15 protein-coding genes are annotated in these 17,278 nt (G+C 65.2%); 9 read left to right on the plus strand and 6 right to left on the minus strand.

All coding sequences use genetic code 11. From position 1 onward, the window contains the following. The first annotated feature begins 118 nt into the window (after positions 1-118). Complete coding sequence (locus ACCQ15_RS17550) at positions 119-2,092, plus strand: transglycosylase SLT domain-containing protein (protein ID WP_071117238.1); 1,974 nt, start codon at positions 119-121, stop codon at positions 2,090-2,092. A 305-nt stretch (positions 2,093-2,397) separates the two neighbouring features. On the opposite strand, the gene ACCQ15_RS17555 is transcribed toward ACCQ15_RS17550, so the two are convergent. From ACCQ15_RS17555 to pssA, 4 genes are all read right to left on the minus strand, one after another. Further along, positions 2,398-3,531, minus strand: coding sequence for a pectate lyase family protein (locus tag ACCQ15_RS17555; protein WP_008576993.1), 1,134 nt, complete (start codon positions 3,529-3,531; stop codon positions 2,398-2,400). Between the two features lie 805 nt (positions 3,532-4,336). Beyond that, complete coding sequence (rimI, locus tag ACCQ15_RS17560) at positions 4,337-4,819, minus strand: ribosomal protein S18-alanine N-acetyltransferase (RefSeq protein WP_007964194.1); 483 nt, start codon at positions 4,817-4,819, stop codon at positions 4,337-4,339. Then, a complete protein-coding gene (locus tag ACCQ15_RS17565) occupies positions 4,816-5,283 on the minus strand; it encodes an alanine acetyltransferase (protein WP_372380852.1) in 468 nt (155 codons plus the stop codon). Before ACCQ15_RS17565 ends, rimI begins: the two co-directional genes overlap by 4 nt. 22 nt (positions 5,284-5,305) lie before the next feature. Beyond that, entirely contained in the window at positions 5,306-6,079 is a 774-nt protein-coding gene (pssA, locus tag ACCQ15_RS17570; protein WP_008576987.1) for a CDP-diacylglycerol--serine O-phosphatidyltransferase, read from the minus strand. Positions 6,080-6,210: 131 nt separating this feature from the next. Between pssA and ACCQ15_RS17575 the strand changes: the two genes are divergently transcribed. From ACCQ15_RS17575 to ACCQ15_RS17585, 3 genes are all read left to right on the plus strand, one after another. Next, on the plus strand, positions 6,211-6,612 hold the full coding sequence (locus ACCQ15_RS17575; protein ID WP_008576986.1) for a DUF4124 domain-containing protein: 402 nt from the start codon (positions 6,211-6,213) through the stop codon (positions 6,610-6,612). Between the two features lie 343 nt (positions 6,613-6,955). Beyond that, the gene (locus tag ACCQ15_RS17580; protein ID WP_011348599.1) at positions 6,956-8,650 is read left to right on the plus strand and encodes a proline--tRNA ligase; all 1,695 of its coding nucleotides are present in this window, start codon (positions 6,956-6,958) and stop codon (positions 8,648-8,650) included. 143 nt (positions 8,651-8,793) lie between these two features. After that, complete coding sequence (locus ACCQ15_RS17585) at positions 8,794-9,255, plus strand: H-NS histone family protein (RefSeq protein ID WP_065627720.1); 462 nt, start codon at positions 8,794-8,796, stop codon at positions 9,253-9,255. A gap of 56 nt (positions 9,256-9,311) precedes the next feature. Here ACCQ15_RS17585 and ACCQ15_RS17590 read toward each other — a convergent pair whose 3' ends face one another. After that, a complete protein-coding gene (locus tag ACCQ15_RS17590; RefSeq protein ID WP_008576981.1) occupies positions 9,312-10,571 on the minus strand; it encodes a threonine/serine exporter family protein in 1,260 nt (419 codons plus the stop codon). A 168-nt stretch (positions 10,572-10,739) separates the two neighbouring features. Between ACCQ15_RS17590 and ACCQ15_RS17595 the strand changes: the two genes are divergently transcribed. The 4 genes from ACCQ15_RS17595 (at position 10,740) to ACCQ15_RS17610 (ending at position 14,350) form a co-directional block, all read left to right on the plus strand. Continuing rightward, positions 10,740-11,852: an MlaE family ABC transporter permease gene (locus ACCQ15_RS17595; RefSeq protein WP_008576978.1), complete on the plus strand. Its 1,113-nt coding sequence runs from the start codon at positions 10,740-10,742 to the stop codon at positions 11,850-11,852. A gap of 85 nt (positions 11,853-11,937) precedes the next feature. Continuing rightward, positions 11,938-12,780, plus strand: coding sequence for an ABC transporter ATP-binding protein (locus ACCQ15_RS17600; RefSeq protein WP_127166880.1), 843 nt, complete (start codon positions 11,938-11,940; stop codon positions 12,778-12,780). A 2-nt stretch (positions 12,781-12,782) separates the two neighbouring features. Beyond that, positions 12,783-13,709 carry an MlaD family protein gene (locus ACCQ15_RS17605; RefSeq protein ID WP_008576973.1) on the plus strand — a complete coding sequence of 309 codons (927 nt, stop codon included), beginning with the start codon at positions 12,783-12,785 and terminating at the stop codon, positions 13,707-13,709. Beyond that, entirely contained in the window at positions 13,706-14,350 is a 645-nt protein-coding gene (locus tag ACCQ15_RS17610) for an ABC-type transport auxiliary lipoprotein family protein (RefSeq protein WP_372380853.1), read from the plus strand. The genes ACCQ15_RS17605 and ACCQ15_RS17610 overlap by 4 nt, the downstream gene beginning before the upstream one ends. Before the next feature lie 553 nt (positions 14,351-14,903). Here the strand turns inward: ACCQ15_RS17610 and ACCQ15_RS17615 are convergent. Beyond that, positions 14,904-15,503, minus strand: coding sequence for an alpha-ketoglutarate-dependent dioxygenase AlkB family protein (locus tag ACCQ15_RS17615; RefSeq protein ID WP_372380854.1), 600 nt, complete (start codon positions 15,501-15,503; stop codon positions 14,904-14,906). Between the two features lie 115 nt (positions 15,504-15,618). Between ACCQ15_RS17615 and ACCQ15_RS17620 the strand changes: the two genes are divergently transcribed. After that, a complete protein-coding gene (locus ACCQ15_RS17620; RefSeq protein WP_372380855.1) occupies positions 15,619-17,268 on the plus strand; it encodes an electron transfer flavoprotein-ubiquinone oxidoreductase in 1,650 nt (549 codons plus the stop codon). Positions 17,269-17,278: the final 10 nt, after the last annotated feature.

Raw genomic sequence — 17,278 nt, forward strand, 5'->3', positions numbered from 1 at the left:
TCTGCACGCACGCGCGTGCTCGACCCATAGCGCTTGCAAGCGAAGACTTTCCTCACCATCACGCGCAAGCGGCGCGCATTCACTCAGGCGCTCAGGCGTGCTTGGGTATCATCACCGCATGACTTATGCCCCCCGCCTTGCCACTGTTTTCATCGGCCTGCTGTGCCTTGGCAGCACCGCATTGCACGCGCAAACCCTCGACCCGCAGTTGACTGCCATGCGCGATGCCATCGCGGCCGCAGAGCGCGGCCAGACCGATGCCGGTCAGCTCGCTGCGCTGAGCCGCCATCCACTGTATGGATGGCTGGAATTTGCCGCGCTCAAGCGCACTATCGACACTGTCTCCAACGCGCAGGCGCAAGCATTCTTGCAGCGTTACGCCGGCCAGCCCGTGGCTGAAAGCTTCCGCAGCACGTGGTTGCCGGCAGTGGCGCGGCGGCAGGACTGGAACACGCTGCTGGCCAACTGGAAGTCCACCGACAACGTCGGCCTGCGCTGCGCGCAACTGACCGCGCGCCTGGCCACTGGCAAGGCCGATGCCCAATGGAGCCGCGATGCGCTGACGCTGTGGCGCAACGGCAAGGCGCTGCCCGATGCTTGCGATGCAGTGGTTGCCGGGCTGGAATCGCGCGGTGAACTCACACCGGCGCTGCGCTGGGAACGTGTGGAAGCTGCTGCCGATGCACAACAGCCTGCAATCATGCGTACGGCAGCACGCGGGCTACCCGCCGCCGATCTGGCCCTGGCCACCGATTACGCTGCATTTCTCGACAAGGTCCACCCACGTGCACTAGGTTGGCCCAAGACCGAGCGCAGCCGCCGCATCGCGGTGGACGGGCTGGCCAAGTTGGCCAAGAGCGATCCCGACGCTGCCGAGCAGCAGCTACCGCAACTTGCCAGTGCGCTCGGCTTCAGCCAGGCGCAGCGTGGGCAGGTGCTGTACCAGATCGCATTGTGGACCGTCGCCTCGTACCTGCCGGACTCGGCGCGTCGGCTCAATGCCGTACCGGAGGCGTCCTACGACGAACGCCTGCACGAATGGCGTGCACGTGAGGCGATGTCGCGCGGCGATTGGCCGGCGGCATTGGCCGCGATTCGCAAGATGCCGGCGAGCCAGCGCAGCGACTCACGTTGGCAGTACTTCGAAGCCCGCCTGGCCGAAAAGACCGGCGCTGCTGCGGCGGCCCAGCCGCTGTATCGCGCCGCCGCGCAATCGCCGACCTTCCACGGATTCCTGGCCGCCGACCGCCTGCAGCAGCCTTACCGGCTGTGCCCCTGGGAGCCCAACGACAGCGCGCAGGCGAAGGCCGCTGTTGCGCGCGACCCGGCCCTGGTCCGCGCAATCGCGTTATTTCAGATCGACCGCCCCGGTTGGGCCGTGGCCGAATGGAACGATGCCGCCACCCGCTTCGACGACACCCAGCGCCGTCTGGCAGTGGAAGTTGCCGGCGACAACGGCTGGTTCGACCGTGCGGTGTTCGCGCTCGGCAAGCAGCCGGACGAGCAACGGCTGTATGCGTTGCGTTTTCCGCTGCACCACGACGACAGCATTCGTCGCGAGGCCGCCAAGAATGCGATCGACCCAGCCTGGGTGGCTGCGGAAATTCGTGCCGAAAGCATCTTCAATCCGCGCGCGCGCTCGCCGGCCAACGCAATGGGCCTGATGCAGGTGTTGCCTGGCACTGGCGCGGCCGTCGCCAAGGGGATCGCCCTGCCCGGCTATGCGGGTGCCACCAGCCTCTATGAGCCGGACACCAACATCGCCATCGGCACGGCGTATCTGCGCCAGTTGCTCAACACCTACGGACTGCCCTACCTCACCATTGCCGCCTACAACGCAGGTCCAGGCCCCACCGGGCGCTGGCAGTCGCAGCGGCCGAATTTCGAGCCGGACTTCTGGATCGAAACCATCAGCTACAAGGAAACCCGCGACTATGTCGCGCGCGTGTTGGCCTTCAGCGTGATCTACGACTGGCGCCTCAACGGCGACATGCTGCCGCTCAGCGACCGGCTCATGGGCAAGCTGGTGGACAAGCGCTTGAAGCCGGTCTGTACCCCGGGCCAGGCAGCCAATAACACCGCGCAGGATTGAGCGACGCCAGGCGCCCTGCACGGTTGCAGGGCCTTGGCGAGTGCGTAGCGCCGTCATTGCGTACGGCAGCTGACGCAGCATGGACGCCACGCAGGGACCGGCAAGGATGTACCTGCAGCGCGTCCAGCGATCATGGATAGGCATGGATGGGTAAGAGTGTTGCAAGCAGCTCCCGACTGCCCGTTGCAACGCCGCTACTTCCGTGAGACCCCACATCGCCACACGGAACGCACAACGCCCGCATCACTGCGGGCGTTGTGCAACGACGTGCGGCGCTGACTTTGCAGCCCTGCAACCAGTGGCGGTTAGAGCTTGCCGGCGCCTGCCTTGGCCTTGACGTCTGCAGCGACCTTGTCGGCCGAGAGCAGGTTGTAGGTATAGGGCGGGGTCCAGCCGATGTTGGTATTCCACGAGCACGACAGCGCCTTGCCATTGAGCAGGGAACCCTGATCGCGATACACGCTGCCACCATAGTCGGCGGCAATCTTGTCGCAGCTGCTGACACCGCTGATCTCGAACACGTTCCGCTCGGAGAAGATCTTCGACTCCTTGCCCACGCCATGCGCGTAAGAGAACGGATAGACCTTATTGCTGGTGCTGCCGACGTGGTAGTTGTTGTACAGATGCACCTGACCGAAGCGCACACGCGGAGCGCGCGCGGAAATGTTTTCGAACAGGGTATTGTGAATGGTGACCTTGAGCTTGCCGCTGTCGGTACTGGACGCGCTGTCGCTGGAGCCGATCAGGTTGTTCTTCTCGTGCGACTTGAAGGCCGAATACGAGACGGTGACGAAATTGGCGCCTTTCTTGATGTCCATTGCGCCGTCGTGGTGCTGCTTCGGACGGCCATTTGCGGTGCCGTTCTGATCGTCGGTCCTGCGGCCATCGGTGAAGGTGACATGGTCCACCCACACGTTGCTGGCGCCTTCCACAGTCAGGCCATCGTACTCCGCATTCCAGTTGCCGGCGCTGCCGTCATCCGGGTCCCAGACCGGTTCCGGGTCCCATGGATTTTCGATGGTGAGGTTGCGGATGATGACGTCGTTGGCCTTGACGTACATGTAGCCTTCGCGGATTTCCGCGTTGCTGGTGATGCCTATCAAGGTGGTCTTGGTCGGAATATCCAGGCGCGCACGTGACTTCATGTCCGAGGTCTTGGTGTACGGCTTGCCTTCGCTGATATCGATGATGCCGCTGACCTTGATGATGCGTCCGTTGCTACCGACGCTTGCGCTCAATGCAGCTTTCAACTCGGCGGCATTCTTGACGGTGTAGATATTGGCGGCAGCCGCTTTGGAGCCGCCCTTGGTGCCGCCGTTCTGGGTTGCCCAGCCCGTGGTTGCAACCTCCAACGCCGCATCGGCATAGGCAACGCCGGTGAGCAGCAACGACCCAACGAACAGCGACGCGGCGGCCGCCGTCGAAAATTTCGGCTTCATCTTGATCTCTCCCTCAGATGGGTTCGATGCGCCGCGCAGCGGCGCACCCCTGGTCCATCAGACTCGGAACGTATTATTCAGCTGTGGAATATTCCATTCCGCGGAGCCGATACTAGGAGCATTGCAACCGCTTGTATCTAGACGTTTTTCGGATATGCATGCGTAATCACGCAAACGCTTGCGAGACACAAAAGAAGAGACAAAACGCTGCGATCAGGACACGCGGAGACAGCGCAAGGACACTGCAACGCAGCAAGATTGGGTGTCACGCCGTGCGGGGTGCCACGCGAGAAGGCACGCCACCGTGCAAATACCTGTATTTTTCGACGTGCTCGTCGTTGCAATCCATTGCCGCGCTGCGGCATTGGACATAAACCGCAACGAAAAAAGCGCTTATCGGCCCATGGCGAAACATTCGCCACCTCGCAGACGGCCGTATCTGCCAACACCCTGCGCGAAGCGCAAACCCATCGCCGCAGTGTTGCCGGCATTCCACATGACCACGTTGGGATCGATTGCACAGGCGCAGCATTGTGTTGACCCCATGCGTTTTGATACGCATGGGTCAGCGCTGCCCTTAATCAATTGGGCTACCGTGTCGCTGCGGACCTCATCAAGCCGCGTGGTAGTGCGCAAGACCAGCCCGTTGGGCAAGCGTGATACCGCACGCGCCATGCGCAGGTGCGTCATGCAACCGCTCAGCGCAAGCATCGAATCGAAAAACCATCAGCGCCGGCATCCAGCGCAGCAACCGCGCACCGCAGCGACGCCAACCAGCCGCATCCTCAACGACGAGTGCGTGCGCTCAGGAAAACCCTTCGAAGAACAATTCGATCGCCATCACCAACGCGTCTTCGCGCCCGGTGTGGGATGGGTAATAGCGCGGGCGCCGGCCGATTTCGTTGAAGCCTTCGGAGTGGTACAGCGCGATCGCCGATGGATTGGACGGGCGCACTTCCAGGAACGCGCGCCGCGCACCGCGATCGCAGGCGCCCTTGATCAGCGCGCGCAGCAACACGCGACCGTGTCCTTGCGATTGCGCCTCCGGTGCGATGCAGACGTTGAGCACGTGCGCCTCGTCGGCGGCGATACTGATCACGCCATAGCCGATGACACGGCCGCCCTGCTCCATCACCCAGCCGGGGTAGCCGGCCTGCAGGCAGTCGCGAAAGATGTTGCGCGTCCACGGAAATGGATAGGCGCGCAGCTCGATCTCCATCACCGCATCCAGGTCGCTCTCGCGCATGGCGCGCAGCGAGGTGGGTTGCGGCGCGTTCAATGCGCTCACGCCGGGTCCCGGCGCCGACGCAGCGCGCGCAGCTGCGGCCACAGCGCGCGCTTGGCGGCCGGATTGCCGCGCAGTTCCGCCAGCGGCCAGGAGGCCATCAAGGCCTGGGTCGCAGGATCGCCCGGATTGCAGCCGGACGCGCGCAGCAAGGCCATCTGCAGGCGATCCGGCATGCCGACACGGCTGCGCCGTTGCGGCGCCGACGCTGGCGCCGACGCTGGCGCAGTGCTGGGCGCGCGGGGCGCTTGGGCCGGTGCCGCCGGTGCATTCCGCCGCGCAACGGGCGCATTGGCCGTTGCAGGGTACGGCGCACGCTCCATACGCGTCGGTGCGGCCGTGGGTGCGCGCTCGGCAACCTCGACAGGCGCCGGCAATGCGTCGACCGCAGCGCGGTCCAGATACACGGTGTGCCCCAACGCCTGCAGATACGACACCTGCAGATCGGACCACATCGGCTCGCTCATCGCCTCGCTCACAAAAACCGGCTCATGGCAGCTCGGGCACGCGCCGCCAGCGTCGCCACAACCACATCAACGGACCCGACAAGGCGTACAGAACCCCGATCACCAGCAACGAGCGCGCCAGATCGATCACCAACAGCGCAATCACCACCGTGGCGATCGCCAGCGCCAGGAACGGCACGCGGTCGGCACGCGGGCCGCGCGCGCCGCCCTTGAAGCTCCAGAACCGGATCCGGCTGACCATCAGCAACGCCGCCACCACCGTGACCGCCAGCGCCACATAGCGAAGCTGCTCGCCATCGAAGCCCAGGCTGTCGTCGGCGAAGGCCCAAACGAAGGACATCATCAGACCAGCCGCCGCCGGGCTGGCCAGGCCGATGAACCAGCGTTTGTCGACCACGCCGACCTGGGTGTTGAAGCGCGCCAGCCGCAGCGCCGCGCAGGCCGCATACAGGAAGGCAGCCGACCAACCGACCCGGCCCATCACGCTACTGTCGTACTTCAGTGCCGACAGCGACCAGTGGTACATCACCAGCGCGGGCGCCATGCCGAAGCTGACCAGATCGGCCAGCGAGTCGTACTGCACACCGAATTCGCTGCTGGTATTGGTCAGACGCGCCACCCTGCCATCCAGCCCGTCCATCACCGCAGCCACGAACACCGCCATGGCGGCCTGGACGAACTGTCCATTGGCGGCGGCGATGATGGCGTAGAAACCGGAAAACAGCCCGGCGGTGGTGAACAGGTTCGGCAGCAGGTAAATCGTGCGCGAGCGCGGGGGCGGTCTCATCTCATCCATCCGCCAAGTGTAGGGCCTGAGGTCTGTCCGGCGGTAGCGCGCTGGCTGGTTCAGCGCCCTGCGCGCCCATCACTTGCCAGCGCCCGCTGCGGATGCTGCAATCGCGGCGGGAATCATCCAGGGGAAGCTACATGCAGCTGTCGTCCGGGCTTTGCGCCCTGTTGATGCTGGTCAGCGCCGCCGCCGGCGCGACCGATCTTTATAAGTGGAAGGACGCCAAGGGCGTGACCCACTACACCGAAACCCCGCCACCGACCGGCCAGCGCTATGAAGCGCGCCGAATCGATGCGCGCAGCGGCACCGCCGCCATCGCTGCAGCAGAGACGGCCGCGCCCGAATCGGCCGACTGCCTCACCGCGCGCCGCAATCTGGAACTGCTCAGCGGCAAGGGCGAGGTCTCCATGGCGGCCGGCGCCGATGGCAAGCCTGGCGCCGTCCTGGACCAGGAAGCCCGTGCGACCCAGAGGAACCTGGCCGACGCCGCCGTCAAGGCCTATTGCAAGCCGGCAGCCCCAGGCGGCCCGGCCACCTGAGCCGGGAAAAGCTCCCAGGGGGACGGGAGTTGCCGTCCCGCCGCAGGGCTGGGGTTCAACGCCTGGTGCCGCGACCACCTGCAGAGCCAGCGCGCCCGACCTGATGGCAACACATGCGTAGGTGGTAGAAAGCGCGCCCCCGGGGCCGCATGAGCGCCCGGCACCGGTGATGGATACGTGCGGACGACTGCGCGGTCTACGGCGCACGTGCGCCGGCAAGCCAGCCACTCGAGCCGCCCCGCAGGGGCCTGCCCTGCCAGCGACAACCGGCAACGCGCGCCTGGCGATGACCGGCAGGGCGCGAGACTGGCAAACTAGCGGCTTTCCGCCCAAGCGAAGCCCGATGCGTCTTTCCCAGTTCCACCTGCACACCACCAAGGAAACCCCGGCCGACGCCGAGTTGGTCAGCCACCGTCTGATGCTGCGCGCGGGCATGATCCGCAAGCTGGCCTCCGGGCTGTACACCTGGTCGCCGCTGGGCCTGCGCGTGTTGCGCAAGGTCGAAGCCATCGTGCGCGAAGAGATGAACCGCGCCGGCGCAGTGGAAGTGCTGTTTCCCACCATCCAGCCGCGCGAGCTGTGGGACGCTACCGGGCGTTGGGAGAAGTTCGGCGGGCAGCTGCTCAAGATCAAGGACCGCAAGGAACAGGAGTTCTGCTACAGCCCCACCGCCGAAGAGGCCGCGGCCGAATTCGCGCGCCAGGAAATCAACAGCTACAAGCAGCTGCCGCTGAATTTCTATCAGATCCAGACCAAATTCCGCGATGAGATCCGCCCGCGCTTCGGCGTGATGCGTGCGCGCGAGTTCCTGATGAAGGACGCGTATTCGTTCCATCTCACTGACGAGGACATGGCACGCGAATACGACAACATGCGCGCCGCCTACACGCGCATCTTCACCCGCCTGGGACTGGATTTCCGCGCCGTGCAGGCCGATTCCGGCGCCATCGGCGGCGATGCATCGCAGGAATTCCACGTCATCGCCGACTCCGGCGAGGACTCGCTGGCGTTCTCCACCGGCTCCGATTACGCCGCCAACGTGGAAACCGCCAGTGCGGCACCGCCGGCCCCGCGCGCCGCGGCCAGCGAAGCAATGCAGCAGGTGGCAACGCCCACCCAGAAGACCTGCGAAGACGTGGCCCAGTTGCTCGGCATCGCGCTGCAGCGCACGGTCAAGTCGGTGGCGGTGATGACCCAGGCCGGCTTCGTGCTGGTACTGGTGCGTGGCGACCACGCGGTCAACGAGATCAAGCTGGCCAAGGTGCCCGGGCTGGCCGATTACCGCCTGGCCAACGAAAGCGAAATCCGCGAACACCTCGGCTGCGAGCCGGGCTTCCTGGGCCCGGTCAACACCGCGCGTCCGGTGCGCGTGGTGGCCGACCGCGATGTCGCCGCACTGGCCGATTTCGTGGTCGGCGCGAATGTGTCCGGCGCCCACCTGGTCGGCGTCAACTGGGGCCGCGACCTGCCCGAACCGGAAACCGTGGCCGATGTGCGCAACGTGGTCGAAGGCGAACGCGCGGCCGACGGAGGCGAACTGCGCCTGGCTCGCGGCATCGAGGTGGGCCATGTGTTCCAGCTTGGCAGCCAGTACGCGCAGGCGCTGCAAGCCACTGTCATCGACGAAGGCGGCAAGGCGGCGGTGATGAAGATGGGCTGCTACGGCATCGGCATTTCGCGCATCGTGGCCGCGGCGATCGAACAGAACCACGACGATGCCGGCATCATCTGGCCCGCGCCGATGGCGCCGTGGCAGGTGGTGGTCTGCGTGATCAATCCCAAGCAGGACCCACAGGTGCTCGCCGCCGCCCAGGCCTTGCTGGACCAATTGCTTGCCGCCGGCCTGGATGCCGCCCTGGACGATCGCGGACTGCGCCCGGGCGCCATGTTCGCCGATATGGAACTGCTGGGCATTCCGCATCGGGTGGTGGTCTCGGAACGTGGATTGGCGGCTGGCACATTTGAATATCGCGCCCGTACCGCCGATGCAGCGGAAAGCCTGGATAAAGCAGCGTTATTCTCCCGCCTGGGGCATTGATCAAACCCCGGGTATCGGCTTCAAATGGATGAACACAAAGCGCCGAATTATTTCGGCGCATTTGTCACACCGGTTTTCTCACTTTATGATGGCCACCGCTGCCATGGACCGGCATTCTTTTTCTCTCATCTTCCGGAGCAGTGATGTCGATCGATCTTAGTGGCCTGTCGGCCAAGCAGTTGAGCGCCCTGATCAAAAATGCAAAGAAGCAGCAGACCGTGGTTGCCAAGCGCGCGCCGATCGCCAAGGTCCGCACGCAGCTGGTCCGCGCTGCAAAAGCCCAGGGTTATTCCATCGAAGAATTGTTTGGCGCTTCTGCCAGTGCCGGTCCGGGCCGTCCGGCGGGTGCCGGCAAGCCGGGTCCGCGTGCCGGCCGCAAGCTGGGCAAGGTGCCGCCGAAGTATCGCAACCCCGCCAACGCCCAGGAAACCTGGACCGGCCGTGGCAAGCAGCCGCGCTGGCTGGCCGAGTTGACCGCCGCCGGCAAGAAGGTGGAAGACTTCCTGATCAGCAAGGTCGGCGGTGCGAAAAAAGCAACCGCCAAGAAGGCCTCGCCGCGCAAGGCCGTCACCAAGCGCGCCGCCAAGAAGTCCAAGACTGCCTGATTCAAACCAATAAAAACGCCGGCCATGCCGGCGTTTTTATTGCGGGGTGTTTGCCCTTATAAATTCTTGCGGGCCGGAATGAGCAGATTGCCAAACAGCAATCCGGCCATCAATGCCATCACGATATTGGTCACCGCCAAGAGTGCGGCTTGTCCGACGCTGACATCCTGTTGCTGCACCAAGGTCAAAAAGCCACGCAAACTGACGCTCCCGGGAACCAGCATGATGATGCCGGGCAACCGGATCAGCGCACCGGGCTTGTGGACCACGCGCCCGAATAAATTGCCCGCAGCGGTCAATGCCATTGCCGAAGCGAATACCCCGGCCGGACCACCCCAGGCATGTCCTGCATAACGCGCGATGACATAACCTGACATGGCCGCCGCCATGATCCATAAATAATCGCGTCGATTGGCCTTGAACAGCACCGCGAACGCATAAGCGGCCACCACCAGCGAGGCCCATTCCACCCAGCCGGCCTGCGGCCGCAGCGCGGCCACCTGGGGATGCAGGCCAACCAGCTGGGTCAGGGTCACCGCAATGACCGCACCTACGGTCAGCTTGAGCACCGTGGTGACCGCACCGGCCAGACGCGCGGTGCCGGAGACCCAGTGCTGGCTGGCCAGCTCGTTGAACGCATTGGTCAATGACATGCCGGGCAGCAGCACCACCAGCGAGGCGATGATCACCGTGTTGAGGTTCAACGGCCCGATCAGCGAGGCCACCAGCGCGGCCACCACGCCCGCCAGCAGACCGGCCAGCGCCTCGCCGGCTTCCTTGGTGGCAGCGCGCTTGTCGGTGTACTGGGTGAGCAGGCCGATTGACATGCCGATCGCCCCGGCCGTGGCGATATCCAGCCATGGCAGCTTCCACAGCCCGGCCACGCCGGCGGCGGCCAGCCCGAACGCCAGCACCTGCAGGGTCTTGCCGCGCCGGTCCACCTCGCGGTCCAGCCGGCGCAATGCGGTATGTCCTTGCGCGATGCTCATGCGGCCGTTGGCCACGCTGTCGGCCACATAATCGGCCACGCTGAGCTTGTAGAGATCGTTTTCGCCCGGCGCCAGGCGAATCACCCGGGTGATGTCGCTGGAACCGATCGCCTTGGTGGGGTCGCTGAAACTCAGGATGATGCCGGTGGGGTTGGACCAGGGCTCGCAGTCCAGGCCCAGCTTCTGCGACAACCCCACCACCGCTGCTTCCAGCCGTTGCGCGGTGGTGCCATAGGAATGCAGGCGCCCGGCAATTTCGGACACAAAGGCGACGCGCTGGGCGTAGGTGGCGCTGGCGGACGGGAGGACGACGGTGGCAGCGGACATGCGTGGCGGGTCGGATCGGAGAAACGCCGTGTCCGGCGAGGCCGCCAGTGTATGCCGCAGCGCGCGTAGCCGGCGCCCTCATCGACGGCCATCGGCACACCGCTGCGGTTGCGTCCCCATCCGTCGCTCACATTGGCCCTGTATGCTGGCGCCACGGACAGGCCACCCATGATCAAACCGCAACCTCCACGCATCGAACAAGACTCGCAGGATCAGGCACAGGTCCGCCTCGCTGGCAGTTGGGTCCTGGCGACCGCCCTGCCTCAGGCAGAACTGCTGCAGGCCGTACCCGACGGGGTGCGCCGCATCGACGCGCGCGGCATCCAGCAGCTGGATTCGGCCGGCGTACTGCAGCTGCTGCGCTTTGCCGGCCGCATGGGCCTGAAGGAAGACGCGATCGATTTCCGCGATGAGCACCAGGCACTGGTGTGCACCATCGAGGAACTCAACGACGAGCGCCCCAAGCCCAAACGCGATTACGGCTTCGTCGCCGCGCTCGACCGCCTGGGCCGGGCAACGCATCGCGTCGGCCAGGACATCCTGGAGTTGAACAGTTTTCTGGGCGAAAACCTGGTCAAGATCATGCGGCTGATCCACGAGCCGCGGCGCTTCCGGCTGACCTCCACCGTGCATCACATGGAGCAGGTGGGCCTGGACGCGGTGCCGCTGGTGGTGCTGCTGTCGTATCTGGTGGGCGCGGTGATCGCCTTCCTGGGCTCGACCATCCTGCGCGACTTCGGTGCGGAAATTTACGTGGTGGAGCTGGTGTCCATCGCCTTCCTGCGCGAATTCGCGGTGCTGCTGACGGCAATTGTGTTGGCAGGCCGCACCGCCAGCGCCTTCACCGCGCAGATCGGCGCGATGAAATCGCGCGAGGAAGTGGACGCGATCCGCACCCTGGGCCTGGACCCGATCGACCTGCTGGTGATCCCGCGCCTGCTCGCGCTGATCTTCACCCTGCCGCTGCTGACCTTCATCGCGATGATCGCCGGCTTGGCCGGTGGCGTCACCGTGGGCGCGTTCGACCTGGATATTCCGCCGCAGATGTATCTGGCGCGCATGCACGAAACCATCCAGTTGCGGCATTTCCTGGTCGGGCTCTCGAAGGCGCCGCTGTTTGCGCTGGTGATCGGGCTGATCGGCTGCCTGGAAGGGCTCAAAGTCAGCGGCACCGCGCAATCGGTGGGCGAACGCACCACGTCCTCGGTGGTGCAGACGATTTCCCTGGTCATCATCCTCGACGCGATCGCGGCGTTGTGGTTCATGAAGATGGGGTGGTGATGAAGCCGGGATTGGACATGCGTGATTCGGGATTCGTACAAAGCCGCAGCGCGGCGCTTGCACTGGTATTGGAGAGGAAGGTGCTGTGACCAATCCCGAATCCCCACTCCCTAATCCCGGCCCACAGGCCGAGGCCGACGACGAACAGCTGGCGATTTCCGTGCGCGGGCTCACCAACCGTTTCGGTAGCCAGACCGTGCACGAAGACCTGGATCTGGACGTGCGGCGCGGCGAAATCCTCGGCGTGGTCGGCGGTTCGGGCACCGGCAAGTCGGTGCTGATGCGCAGCATCCTGGGCCTGCGCGAACCCGATGCCGGCAGCATCCAGGTGCTGGGCGCGGACGCGCGCTCGGGCCGGTTCGCCGACCGCCAGCACATCACCCGCAACACCGGCGTGCTGTTTCAGGACGGGGCGCTGTTTTCGTCGATGACCGTGGGCGAAAACGTGCAGGTGCCGCTGAAGGAACACCATGGCGAGTTTCCCGAGCGCTGGTATTTCGAACTGGCGCTGCTGAAGATCAAGCTCGCCGGCCTGCCGGCCGATGCGCTGGACAAGCTGCCTTCGCAATTGTCCGGCGGCATGCGCAAGCGTGCCGGCCTGGCACGTGCGCTGGCGCTGGATCCACCGTTGCTGTTCCTGGACGAACCCACCGCCGGGCTGGATCCGATCGGTGCGGCCGCCTTCGACCGTCTGATCCGCACCTTGCAGCAGGCCCTGGGCCTGACCGTGTTCCTGATCACCCATGACCTGGATACGCTGTACGCCATCTGCGACCGCATCGCGGTACTGGCCGATCGCAAGGTGATCGCCAACGCGCCGCTGGCCGAGGTCGAGCAGATCGATCACCCCTGGATCCAGGACTATTTTCACGGTCCGCGCGCCCGCGCCGCGCGCGCGGCCAAGACCGACTCTACCGAGACCGCCTGAGCATGGAAACCAAAGCCAATTACGTCCTGATCGGCGCCTTCACCATCGTGGCCGGCCTGGCCCTGCTGCTGTTCGGGCTATGGGCCGCCAAGTACTCCTCCGACCGCACCTGGCAGCAATACCGGGTGGTGTTCCGCGAGGCGGTGACCGGCCTGTCGGTCGGCAGCCCGGTGCAGTACAACGGCATCGCGGTCGGCTCGATCACCGAGCTGACCCTGGCGCCGAACGACCCGCGGCAGGTGGTCGCGCATGTGCGCGTCAACTCCACCACGCCTATCAAGAGCGACACCCGCGCCAAGCTGGCGATCACCAGCCTGACCGGCCCGTCGATCATCCAGCTCTCCGGCGGCACGCCCGAAGCGCCGGCGCTGACCAGCATCGACAAGAGCGACGCGCCGATCATCCAGACCACCCCGTCGGCGCTGCAGAACATCACCGACACCGCCAATCGCATCGTCGAGCGCATGGACCAGATGCTCTCGGACAAGAATGTGGCCAGCATTTCGGCCACGCTGCAGAACCTGGAGAAGATCAGCGGTGGCATCGCCGATCGCGACGAAGGCATGCAGGCACTGATCGTCAGCGCGCGCGACGCCGCGCGCAATCTGGACACCACCCTGACCACCACCAACGGCACCATCAAGCGGCTGGACCAGAACCTGGTACAGCAGCTGCCGGGCATCCTAGAAAAACTCGATGCCACCCTGGTCAAGCTGGATTCGGCCGCCGGCAATGCCGACAACATCCTTGGCGAGAACCGCGCGGCCATCAATAGTTTTGCCAACGATGGGCTGGGCCAGCTCGGCCCCACACTGACCGAATTGCGCGGCCTGATCCGCGACCTGCGCCGGGTCAGCGACAAACTGGACAACAACCCTGCGCGCTACCTGCTCGGCCGCGACGCACCCAAGGAGTTCGAACCGAAATGACTGCCATGCGCCTGTTGCGTCCCTTGCTGTGCGTGTCGTTGCTGGCGCTGGGCGGCTGCTCGGTGCTGACCGGCGGCGACCAGAAGCCTGCCACCATCTACGCCCCGACGGTGCGCGTGACGCCCAATCCCACCTGGCCACAGGTGGCCTGGCAGCTGGTGGTGGCCAAGCCCAGCGCCGCACGCGTCATCGACAGCCCGCGCATCAATGTGCGCCCGACCCCTGGCGAACTGCAGGTCTACCACGGCGCTGGCTGGGCACAGCCAGCCACCGACATGCTGGAAGACAGCGTGGTGCGCGCGTTCGAAGACTCCGGCAAGATTGCCGCGGTGGCCCATATCGGCACCGGCATCCGCTCGGACTACAAGCTGGCGATCGACCTGCGCCGCTTCGAATCCGATTACGCCGGCCAGTCGCTGCCCTCGGCCACGATCGAGCTCAACGCCAAACTGCTGCATTCGACCGACCAACGCGTGGTCGCCTCGCGCACCTTCCTGGTCGCGCGCCCGTCCACCGGCACCGATACCGCCGCAGTCGCGGTGGCTTTCGAGCAGGCGCTGACCCAGGTCACCACCGAGCTGGTCGGCTGGACGCTAACCGCCGGGCAACAGGACAGCCAGAACTTGCCGCGTTCGTTGTAAGCGCAAGCGACAGGCTTGAAGCGGCTGACAGGCGACGTCACGCCGGTCTCCTGCAGAGCGGCTGATCTGTGCCGTGGCTGCAGGGCGCTTACCCGCCCACCATCGCGAGACACGCTGCAAGTACGTCCCTGCATGCTTCCTGGCGGCATCCACGCCGCCAAGGGTTAGGCGAGGGTAGGCGGGCAAGGACCAGTTGAGATGGTCGGTGCGCACAGCTTTCAAAGAAGCAGCTAGCGGCTTCTCGACGCGGTCTGCTCGTTCTTCAACACAGCAGCCAGTCGACTGTCTGGGCGGGGCGTCCTTGCTCTTCAATCACGTCACCAATGCACTTTCTGGTGCGGTGTCCTCGCCGCTTGCGGGACCGTTGGCGGCATGGATACCGCCATCGAGCCCGCATGGATGGGTTCACGGCGTGTTACGCAAGCGTTGAGGGAACCGCGCACTCGATCCACTCATCGTTTGACCTGGATTGCTGATTGCGCCCACGCAAGCTGCGGCCGACACGCCCACCGGGCTCACCGCCCAGGCGAGCGCGCTGCATGTTGCTAGCCGCTCATGGCTGGGACACGCGCACCGCGATCTGACGAAAGGTCAGATTGATGCGCTCGTCGACCGGCTTGGCGGTGCGCGGCAAAGCGTGTTTGTAGTGGCGCTGGGTGTCGCCGCCCATCAGCAACAGGTCGCCGTGACCGAGCTCCAGCGTTTGCTTCAGGGCCGCATCGTCGCGGTGCTTGAACGCAAAGCGCCGCGTCGCACCCAGGCTCACCGAGGCAATCAATGGCTGCGCGCCCAGATCAGGCTCGTCGTCGCTGTGCCAGCCCATCGCATCGCTGCCACTTCGGTAGCGATTGACCAGCACGCTGTTGAACCGGTGACCGGTTTCGTCTTCCAGCCGCATGCGCACGGGCTGCAGCACCTCCAGCCACGGCTGTGGCGAGAACCGTGTGCCCGAGTAGCGATAGCTCGCCTCCGGATCGCCGATCCAGCTGCTCAAGCGCGGCGAATCCACCATGCGTCCGAACATCCGGATGCGGTGCACCTCCCAGTGCGCCTGCGCCAGCAGCGCCTGCATCAGCGCATCGGCCTGCGCGGGCGGCAGCCAACCACGCCACCAGTTGATCTCCGCCCCCGGCAATGCCACCCGAATCTTCATCCGGGAAACGCTAGCACGCAGCCCCGCATGGCGCGGATGAATCGACCCGATTTGCCGCCGTCACATGCAATCCCGGAAAATGCGCAACAGCCATCGAGCCAACGGGAGCGGAGCAATGTCGGAAGCGGGAGTGGGCGCACACGCGTCAGAGGCGGTCGAGCGCGACGTCATGGAATACGACGTCGTCACCGTCGGTGCCGGTCCGGCCGGGCTGTCGTTCGCGATCCGGCTCAAGCAGCTCGATCCGAACATCAGCGTCTGCGTGATCGAAAAATCCAGCACCATCGGCGCGCATATCCTGTCCGGTGCGGTGATCGAGCCCGGCCCGCTGGATGCATTGCTGCCAGGCTGGCGCGACAATCCGCCGCCGATCTGCGTGGCGGCCACCGACGACGAATTCTGGTTCCTCGGCAAGGACAGCGCACGCAAGTTCCCGGTGGTGCCGCCGGGCATGCGCAACCATGGCAACTTCATCGTCAGCCTGGGCGCGATGTGCGCCTGGCTGGCGCCGCAGGCCGAAGCGCTGGGCGTGGAAATCTATCCCGGGTTCGCCGCCGCCGAAACGCTGCACGACGACAGCGGCCAGGTGGTGGGCGTGCGCATTGGCGACATGGGTATTGCAAAAGACGGCACGCACAAGCCCGGCTACACCGCCGGCATCGACATCCGCGCCAAGGTCACCGTGCTTGCCGAAGGCGCGCGTGGCCACCTGACCAAGCGGCTGCTCAAGCGCTTCGACCTCACCGCCGACAGCGACCCGCAAGGCTATTCGATCGGCATCAAGGAGCTGTGGCAGGTGCCCGAAGGCCGCGTCACGCCCGGCAAGATCGTGCACACCATCGGCTGGCCAGCCGACAACCGCACCTACGGCGGCAGCTTCGTCTATCACCTGGACAACAACCAGATCGCGCTCGGTTATGTAAGCGGGCTGGACTACAGCGACCCGGCCTACCAACCGTGGGAAGCCTTCCAGCAATGGAAGAACCACCCCATGATCAAGCCGCTGCTGGAAGGTGGCAGCATCTTGTCTGCCGGTGCCCGCGCACTGGTCAGTGGCGGTTGGCAGTCGCTGCCGAAAGTGGACATGCCCGGCGCCTTGCTCATTGGCGACACCGCCGGCCTGCTCAACGTGCCCAAGATCAAGGGCACCCACCAGGCGATTCGCAGCGGCATGCTGGCCGCCGAACACCTGGTGCAATCGCAGCTGGCGCCGCAGGGTTTCGATGCCACATTGCGCGCCTCCGACGTCATGGCCGAGCTGAAGCAAGTCCGCAACATCAAGCCCGGTTTCAAGAAGGGCCTGTGGTTCGGCCTGCTCAACGCGGCCTGGGAAACCGCGCTCAAGGGCGCTTCGCCGTGGACGCTGAAGAACAAACCCGACTGGTCGGCGCTGCACAAGCTCGGCGAGTACGAACAGCCCAAGCGCGACTACGTCACCCGCGACCTCGCCCCGCGCGATCGCCTGCAAGCCGTATATTTCGCCGCCACCGAGCACGATGAAGACCAGCCGGTACATCTGAAGGTGTTGGACACCGATGTATGCGCCACCCGCTGCGTGACCGAATACGACAACCCCTGCACCCGTTTCTGCCCGGCCAACGTCTACGAAATGGTCGCAGACACCGCCAGCCCCTCCGGCAAGCGTCTGCAGATCAACGCGGCCAACTGCGTGCACTGCAAGACCTGCGACATCAAGGACCCGTACGAAATCATCACCTGGGTCACGCCGGAGGGTGGTTCTGGTCCGAACTACCAGAATCTCTAAAAGCCAGGGG

It is taken from the genome of Xanthomonas sp. NCPPB 1754 (genome assembly GCF_041475725.2).
In the GTDB taxonomy this organism is placed as follows: domain Bacteria; phylum Pseudomonadota; class Gammaproteobacteria; order Xanthomonadales; family Xanthomonadaceae; genus Xanthomonas; species Xanthomonas euvesicatoria.

Excerpts from the sequence above, each read along its gene's own strand:
- ACCQ15_RS17565 (WP_372380852.1), bottom strand. The coding sequence starts at position 5,283 with ATGAGCGAGCCGATGTGGTCCGATCTGCAGGTGTCGTATCTGCAGGCG.
- ACCQ15_RS17555 (WP_008576993.1), bottom strand. The coding sequence starts at position 3,531 with ATGAAGCCGAAATTTTCGACGGCGGCCGCCGCGTCGCTGTTCGTTGGG.
- ACCQ15_RS17610 (WP_372380853.1), top strand. The coding sequence starts at position 13,706 with ATGACTGCCATGCGCCTGTTGCGTCCCTTGCTGTGCGTGTCGTTGCTG.
- ACCQ15_RS17615 (WP_372380854.1), bottom strand. The coding sequence starts at position 15,503 with ATGAAGATTCGGGTGGCATTGCCGGGGGCGGAGATCAACTGGTGGCGT.
- ACCQ15_RS17550 (WP_071117238.1), top strand. The coding sequence starts at position 119 with ATGACTTATGCCCCCCGCCTTGCCACTGTTTTCATCGGCCTGCTGTGC.
- ACCQ15_RS17605 (WP_008576973.1), top strand. The coding sequence starts at position 12,783 with ATGGAAACCAAAGCCAATTACGTCCTGATCGGCGCCTTCACCATCGTG.
- ACCQ15_RS17580 (WP_011348599.1), top strand. The coding sequence starts at position 6,956 with ATGCGTCTTTCCCAGTTCCACCTGCACACCACCAAGGAAACCCCGGCC.
- ACCQ15_RS17620 (WP_372380855.1), top strand. The coding sequence starts at position 15,619 with ATGTCGGAAGCGGGAGTGGGCGCACACGCGTCAGAGGCGGTCGAGCGC.
- ACCQ15_RS17590 (WP_008576981.1), bottom strand. The coding sequence starts at position 10,571 with ATGTCCGCTGCCACCGTCGTCCTCCCGTCCGCCAGCGCCACCTACGCC.
- ACCQ15_RS17575 (WP_008576986.1), top strand. The coding sequence starts at position 6,211 with ATGCAGCTGTCGTCCGGGCTTTGCGCCCTGTTGATGCTGGTCAGCGCC.
- pssA (WP_008576987.1), bottom strand. The coding sequence starts at position 6,079 with ATGGATGAGATGAGACCGCCCCCGCGCTCGCGCACGATTTACCTGCTG.
- ACCQ15_RS17585 (WP_065627720.1), top strand. The coding sequence starts at position 8,794 with ATGTCGATCGATCTTAGTGGCCTGTCGGCCAAGCAGTTGAGCGCCCTG.
- ACCQ15_RS17595 (WP_008576978.1), top strand. The coding sequence starts at position 10,740 with ATGATCAAACCGCAACCTCCACGCATCGAACAAGACTCGCAGGATCAG.